The organism is Vibrio sp. 2033 (assembly GCF_033339735.1).
In genome coordinates this window covers 1-519 of the sequence record NZ_JAWOVC010000832.1, presented here as the reverse complement: position 1 = coordinate 519, position 519 = coordinate 1, and the positions used below count along the sequence as shown (strand labels likewise).

Annotated in this window: 1 protein-coding gene; it reads right to left on the bottom strand. The window is 40.1% G+C overall.

The genetic code is table 11. The features are described 5' to 3' along the window. Positions 1–400, bottom strand: a 400-nt coding sequence (locus R7P74_RS29350) for an HAD family hydrolase (RefSeq protein WP_318124260.1), incomplete at its 3' end; no start/stop codon positions are given. Positions 401–519: the final 119 nt, after the last annotated feature.

Here is a 519-nt window from a genome sequence, read left to right as displayed (position 1 = left end):
ATAAAGGATCGGGTTTTGGTGGATAACATTCACGCGTGATCACTTGCTCAACGGTGATTTGGTTATGTTCCAATTTTCTTTGTGTCGCAATTAGGCAGTTTCGCGTCACGATGGCGGTTTTAATCGCTTTTTTCTCCAAGTAGTTCAGCAATTCATGACAGCCAATCATCGGGCTAGACTGTTCAGCATCGGAAATCTCGTGGTCAAAAATGACATTATGTGCATGCTCTTTGTGATGCGGGTGATCGATGCGCTCTACGAAATCCAATAAATCTTCTGTTTGAGGGCAACCGAGTTGCTGACGAAGATCTTGAAAGTTCATATCTGAACTGACGAGCGTGTTGTCTAAATCGAAAATGACGGCTTTTATTCTTTCAAGTTCTAGTGGGAAGGGAATCATAGTGGCCTCGTACAACTTAACCAAACTATCGTTATAAAAACAAAAGGTTATTGTTAAGTTTAGATTCTTCTGGCTAAGTTGTACGAAAATAAATCATTGATGCATCACAAATCGAAAAA